The 6,051-nt window shown below is 44.0% G+C and carries 7 protein-coding genes; all 7 read right to left on the bottom strand.

Translation table 11 applies throughout. The features are described 5' to 3' along the window. Positions 1-709 precede the first annotated feature (709 nt). Positions 710-1,597 carry an alpha/beta fold hydrolase gene (locus H6G76_RS30630; RefSeq protein ID WP_190709386.1) on the bottom strand — a complete coding sequence of 296 codons (888 nt, stop codon included), beginning with the start codon at positions 1,595-1,597 and terminating at the stop codon, positions 710-712. A gap of 48 nt (positions 1,598-1,645) precedes the next feature. Continuing rightward, complete coding sequence (locus tag H6G76_RS30625; protein WP_190709384.1) at positions 1,646-2,671, bottom strand: WD40 repeat domain-containing protein; 1,026 nt, start codon at positions 2,669-2,671, stop codon at positions 1,646-1,648. Between the two features lie 77 nt (positions 2,672-2,748). Continuing rightward, positions 2,749-3,315 (bottom strand): ferric reductase-like transmembrane domain-containing protein, encoded by a 567-nt coding sequence (locus tag H6G76_RS30620; protein ID WP_190709382.1) that lies wholly within the window; start codon positions 3,313-3,315, stop codon positions 2,749-2,751. A gap of 246 nt (positions 3,316-3,561) precedes the next feature. Next, a complete protein-coding gene (locus H6G76_RS30615; RefSeq protein WP_190709380.1) occupies positions 3,562-4,446 on the bottom strand; it encodes an alpha/beta fold hydrolase in 885 nt (294 codons plus the stop codon). 57 nt (positions 4,447-4,503) lie between these two features. Further along, positions 4,504-4,878 (bottom strand): MOSC domain-containing protein, encoded by a 375-nt coding sequence (locus tag H6G76_RS30610; protein WP_313934862.1) that lies wholly within the window; start codon positions 4,876-4,878, stop codon positions 4,504-4,506. A gap of 58 nt (positions 4,879-4,936) precedes the next feature. Then, positions 4,937-5,686 carry an SDR family oxidoreductase gene (locus H6G76_RS30605; protein ID WP_190709375.1) on the bottom strand — a complete coding sequence of 250 codons (750 nt, stop codon included), beginning with the start codon at positions 5,684-5,686 and terminating at the stop codon, positions 4,937-4,939. A gap of 63 nt (positions 5,687-5,749) precedes the next feature. Next, positions 5,750-5,890: a hypothetical protein gene (locus tag H6G76_RS30600; protein WP_242056588.1), complete on the bottom strand. Its 141-nt coding sequence runs from the start codon at positions 5,888-5,890 to the stop codon at positions 5,750-5,752. Positions 5,891-6,051 lie beyond the last annotated feature (161 nt).

Here is a 6,051-nt window from a genome sequence, read left to right as displayed (position 1 = left end):
TATTGACATTAAGTCCTAATAAGCGTCCTTTCTACCAACAAGGTCAAAGAGCTATGAGACTTATTCTGTCTGCATTCTAGCCCTTTTTGTAGCCCCTTAAGAATTTATCTACACGTAATTGTTGCTCTGTACTTGTGATACCTTGAGGATTTACTGATTGTGAAAACCCAAAATTATTGGCGGTAAAATCTGATTTGAAGCTGGCAGCGACTACTCTACTATTGAAAAAAAGCCCAAACAAAATTATCATGATAATTGATTGGACTGCACAAATTGTGCGAGAAGTGTTACATAGATGGAAAAAGCTAGGGTTAGAGGGACTGTGGTCTAAACCAAGGCGGGGAGGAAAATTAAGGTAGTTGGAAGCTGACATAGTGTTCTTAGGAGAATGTTAGAGAAAAGAACCACGTACATACAACAGCATTCAATTACCCCAAAAATTAGAACAAGAACGCTCGATCAAATTAAGTTCTGACTGGTTACTTCCGGTTCGCGCGTTTTTTCGGGAGTTAGAAGAAAGACTACTCAGGGGTAAAAGATTGGCCACCAAGTTGGGTGTAAATAGTAGTCCCAAACCCAAGCAAAACAAGAATACGCTGTTGTAAAGGAGAAAGAGTAGTCAAATGGGCGTAAATTTCATTTTTAATCTCAATCAATAGTATTTGTAGAATGACAATCACTTTTTAGCGACATCGTTTAAAAGCCAAAACTATTTGTTACTAGTGGTTAGCTTGGTATTCTCTACAACGTGAGTGGTCAGAAAGCGACGAATATGGTCTGCGATCGCATCCCCATCTTCTTCAAGAGCAAAGTGTCCCGTATCAAACAAATGAAACTCCAGGTTTTTTAAGTCACGTTTGTAGGCATAAGCTCCCTCGACTAAAAAGCCCTGGTCATTTTTGCCCCAGACAATTAACGTCGGTGGTTGATATTGGCATAAATAAGCTTGCCACTGTGGATATAATCGCACATTAGATTGGTAGTCGTATTTCAATGCCAATTGAATATCTATATTGCCAGGGCGATCAAGAAGTGCTTGATCCAGAATCCAGGTATCGGGACTGAGGTTTTCTATATTTCTGGCTCCAGTGATGTAATACCATTTTGCGCCCTTGCTTGCCAGAGCCTGTCGCACGCGATCGGTATTTTCGGGTGTCTTATTCTGCCAAAAAGCGCGTATGGGCTTCCAGAAATCACCGAGTCCCTCCTCGTAAGTATTGCCATTCTGCACAATCAGCGATTCTACTCGCTCTGGATGCTGTGTTGCTAGGCGATAGCCAATCGGCACGCCATAATCCATTAAATAAAGACTATAGCGTTTCAAGCCGATCGCATCGATAAAACCTGCCATCACTTCAGCAAGGCGATCAAAGGTGTAATCAAACTCATCAACCATTGGCATAGAACTATAGCCAAAACCAGGATAATCAGGTGCAATCAGATGGAATTGATCCGCCAATGCGGGGATGAGATTGCGGAACATCTGAGACGAGGTTGGAAAGCCGTGCAATAGCATAAGCGTTGGGCGATCGCGAAAACCAGCTTCACGATAAAAGATATCTAAACCATCGATTGAGACTGTGCGATAAGTGGTCATGCGTTTCCTCTTTTTTTGGTGAAGGTATTGTTTGGTGAAAGTTTCTGGTCACTCTTTAGGAAGAGACCAGAGTTTGATGGTTTTGTCAGTACTGCTGCTGGCTATCATGTTTCCATACGGTCTGAAAACTACTGACCGCACGCCTCGCTCATGCGCGATCAAATTCTCCAAGAGTTTGCCTTCAGGCAACCCCCATAACTTGATAGTGCTATCATTGCTACCACTAGCTAATCTCTTACTATCGGGACTGAAAGCCACAGACCACACAACTCCTGAATGTCCAATTAGGGAGTGCAACAATTTACCAGTGGGCATTTGCCAGAGTTTGACTGTCATATCAGCACTGCCACTCGCTAAAGTTCGTCCATCAGGGCTAAAAGTCACTGAGCGCACGGCTTGTGAATGAGCATTCAGGGTTTTTAGAACAGCACCATCCATAAGTCGCCAAATTCTGAGTGTACCACCCTCATTGCCACTAGCTAAGGTCTGCCCATCGGGACTGAAAGCAACAGTTCTTACCCACTTTCCATCCAATAACTGATGAACTTGTACCCCAGTCTGCACGTTCCAGATACGGATGGTTGTGTCAGCACTACCACTGGCTAACCACTTTCCGTTGGGGCTGATGGCAACAGCTTCTACATCATCTGTATGTCCATCTAAAGTACGAAGCAGTCGCCCCGTCTCTAAATTCCAGAGTTTAATTCGATTATCCCAACTGCCACTAGCGAGCAGCTTGCTATCTGGACTGATGGCAAGGCTGACCACTGCATCGCCGTGTCCTTCTAAAGTATAAAGTAAGGTGTTACTAAACAGATCCCAAATTTTAATTTTTTTATTGTAACTGCCACTGGCGAGGAATCGTCCATCAGGGCTAATTGCGATCGCGTAAACCCAAGTTGAATTTCCTGGGAGAGAACATAAGGGTTGAATGGTTGCAACAGAGTTAGTAGCAACACTAGCGTTTCGGAAGGAAGACAATAGGCTAGCACAACTGCTACTACCAACCAAGATTGTTAGGGTGCTGATTGCCAATACTGCTGAAGATTTCCTGGTAATTGGTTTCGATCTCATAACAGGACATTCCTTGTGCGAGTGGGAGAATAATCTGGCTTGCACCCACTGCGTAACGGTGTCGGAGACTAGCGGTACTATAGAGTAATTTTTTCTGTAATTTGAGATGAGAACGCTTTTCTTTTCGCTTTTTGTTGTTTATTCCGATGTTCAATCCAGCGTCGCATCAGAAATAAAAGGGTTGTCGTGACAATCCCTACTAGCCCAATCGGGGTTAAATAGCTCCAATGCTCTAACATTTTGTCCCAAACGTGCCAAGTGAGCAGGAACATAGCGAAGTAAGTCAGGGTATGTAATCGCTTCCAATTTTTTTTCAGTCTTTTGACACACCAGTCATTAGAAGTAATTGCCAAGAGAGTAAAAATTATGAAGGTAGATATACCTTGGATATAAATCCAATAGGTATTGGGATCTAAAAAATCAAGGTCTCTCTTTTTCACTAAGAGGAAAGCGTGAAGCAAAGCAAAGCAGAAAGCCAGAATACCGATAAGTCGCCGATATTTAAACAGCCATTTGGGGAGGTTCGTTTGTTTAGTTTGAGGAAAAATGATTCTGAGATTCGTGGGCATTAAGGTGAGAATATAAGCTCCTAAAGCTAGAAATCCCAAGCTGTTTTCTAACGGTGCTGTATCGATTGCTGCCATGACCAATCCTCCTTAATTTTTCAATAAAAGGCTTTACAAAGGTAGGTGTTTTTTATCTGGTCATTTTTTGACGATTCCAGCCGATCTTTACTACATCAGTCCTCTCTTGTTCATACTCTTTATACTTATAACTAAATCTCACGCATAGACGCGGAGCGGCTACTCTTACGAGAACGCCTAACGGCGAATCCGCAGGGGCAGGGTAGGTGCAAAGGCGCAAAGAAGTCAGCAAAGTTTTTATCGTAACTAATTAGACGAACCTGATATGAGAACAGATTGCAGTCGTGATGTGAGAAATTGCTCGATATAGTTTGCGATCGCATCCCCATCTTCTTCCAAAGCAAAATGTCCGGTATCGAGTAGATGGAACTCAATGTCTTTCAAGTCACGCTGGTAGGGATAAGCGCCGTCAGCAGGGAAGATGTAGTCGTTCTTGCCCCAAACAATCAGGGTAGGGGGCTGATACTGGCGAAAATACTCTTGCCATTGGGGATAGAGAGGTGGATTGGTGCCATAGCTATAAAACAGCGCCAGTTGAATCTCTTCGTTTCCGGGGCGATCAAGGAAATTTTGATCCACTGTCCAGGTATCGGGGCTGATTACTTCTAGATTGCGAACACCATTGGTATATTGCCACTTGGTTGCTTCCAGAGTGACCAGATATTTGAGCTTTTCAGCATTCTCAGGCGATCGCACTTGCCAGTATGCCTTAATTGGCTCCCAGAATTCGCGCAGACCTTCTTCGTAAGCATTGCCATTTTGAACAATCAAAGATTGCACCCGCTCTGGATATTTAGCTGCAATTCGATAGCCAATTGGTGCGCCATAATCCATCACATAAAGACTGTACTTTTTGAGAGCGATCGCGTCAATAAATTTCTCCACAATCTCAGCCAAGCGATCAAACGTGTAGTCAAATTCATTGACACTGGGCATCGAACTGTTGCCGTAACCAGGATAGTCAGGCGCAACAAGATGGAATTTATCAGCGAGGGCAGGTATGAGATTGCGGAACATATGAGAGGAAGTTGGAAAGCCGTGCAACAGCAGAATCGTCGGATTATCACGGGAACCCGCTTCACGGTAAAAGATGTCTAGATCATCAACCGAAACTGTGCGATATGTAGTCATGAAATTACTCCTTATAAGTGATAAAAGTGACATGATGATGTTTTACGACCGGTTGACCTATCTCACATCCTGACGACGGATCTGCTCTTGAAAGTAATCCCACCAGCTTTGGGGTAAGGCTTCAAGTTGAGCAGCACGATACAGTAACTCTGGATTGTTTTGCTCGCGAACATAAAGCTTTTCCTCTTCTCTCAATCCTGTGACTGTGAAATTTTCACCAAAGATTCCTGGTGTTAACTCTGTGTCAGGCAATTCGCTTCGCCAGTAATCATAATACTCCAACGGATAGACATATACGGCTTTGTCCACTCTGCCATGAACAGTGAGATCCGCTTGGCGGTCGCCATCCAAATTGAGTTCACGCACCATCACTCTCGAATTAACTGGCTCTTTGAAAATTCCAGTGCGGACGGGTTTTCCTTTCCAGGACACTTCACGCGGCAACCCGAGATTAACAGAGATCAGCTTCATCTTTAACCCCTTTTGGACTTCAAATCTGTGCCATACCGCCATCAACAAACAACTCAATGCCGTTCACAAAGCTGCTTTCATCTGAAGCGAGAAAGACAACGGCTTTGGCAATCTCATCGGGTTTGCCAACTCGTCCCAGTGGAATGGTGCTGGCTTGGCTGTCCACGAATTCTTGTAACTGCTGGTCATTCAGTCCCAAATGATCGTAACCAGGAGTCGGAACCACACCAGGGCTAATGGCATTCACCCGAATCTTGCGTTCTCTGAGGTCGAGTATCCAGTTACGTGCAAACGATCGCACAGCGGCTTTAGTGGCACTGTAAACACTGAATGCTGGCGTACCTTTTATAGAAGTAATTGAAGCATTCAGGATAATAGAAGCTCCCTCTGGTAACAGTGGCAGTGCCTTTTGTACGGTGAACAGCAAACCTTTGACGTTTACGTTGAATGTTGTGTCAAAATGTTCTTCAGTGATTGCTCCAAGTGGGGCAATTTGTCCACCGCCAGCATTAGCGAAGATAATATCGAGGTGTCCTTGCTCTTGCTCAATGGTGGCAAACAGACGATCCAGGTCTGCCAAATTAGAAACATCACTCTGCACAGCCGTAACATTTTTACCAATGGCTTCTACAGCAGCATCCAGTTTGACTTGGCGACGGCCTGTGATGTAGACATAAGCACCTTCAGCAACAAACTGTTTGGCAGTGGCAAGACCGATACCACTGTTGCCACCCGTGACAAGGGCGATTTTTCCTTCTAGTTTTTTCATAGGTTAATCTGATAAAGATTCTGGATTTGTGTGAACCATTGAAGTGTTATCGGTTCTGTTGCATCACAACTTTGAGAATAACAGATTTAACCCTTCAGTCATTGTTGGATGAGTTAAAACGCGATCGCGCAAAACAGTATAAGGTATCTGAACTTGCATTAGCATCTGCACCGCCGAAATTATTTCACCTGCTGCATGACACAACAGTGAACACCTAAGAATTCGACCCGTCCCAGTAAGCTAATCCGTCTTTAAGTTACATAATCCTTAGCCTCAGAAAGACATGGGGACACGGAGAAGGGGAGACGCAAAGATGCAATTTGAATGATTATTAGCTTATCTACGCTCGCCTTCAACAGTCCATT

The organism is Nostoc sp. FACHB-152 (genome assembly GCF_014697475.1).
Taxonomy (GTDB): Bacteria; Cyanobacteriota; Cyanobacteriia; order Cyanobacteriales; family Nostocaceae; genus Nostoc_B.
Note: the sequence above shows the minus strand (reverse complement) of the source record. Positions and strands in the feature narration are given on the sequence as shown.

Bases quoted from the DNA above. Each gene is read 5' to 3' on its own strand.
- H6G76_RS30630 (WP_190709386.1), bottom strand. From the start codon at position 1,597: ATGACCACTTATCGCACAGTCTCAATCGATGGTTTAGATATCTTTTAT.
- H6G76_RS30625 (WP_190709384.1), bottom strand. From the start codon at position 2,671: ATGAGATCGAAACCAATTACCAGGAAATCTTCAGCAGTATTGGCAATC.
- H6G76_RS30620 (WP_190709382.1), bottom strand. From the start codon at position 3,315: ATGGCAGCAATCGATACAGCACCGTTAGAAAACAGCTTGGGATTTCTA.
- H6G76_RS30615 (WP_190709380.1), bottom strand. From the start codon at position 4,446: ATGACTACATATCGCACAGTTTCGGTTGATGATCTAGACATCTTTTAC.
- H6G76_RS30605 (WP_190709375.1), bottom strand. From the start codon at position 5,686: ATGAAAAAACTAGAAGGAAAAATCGCCCTTGTCACGGGTGGCAACAGT.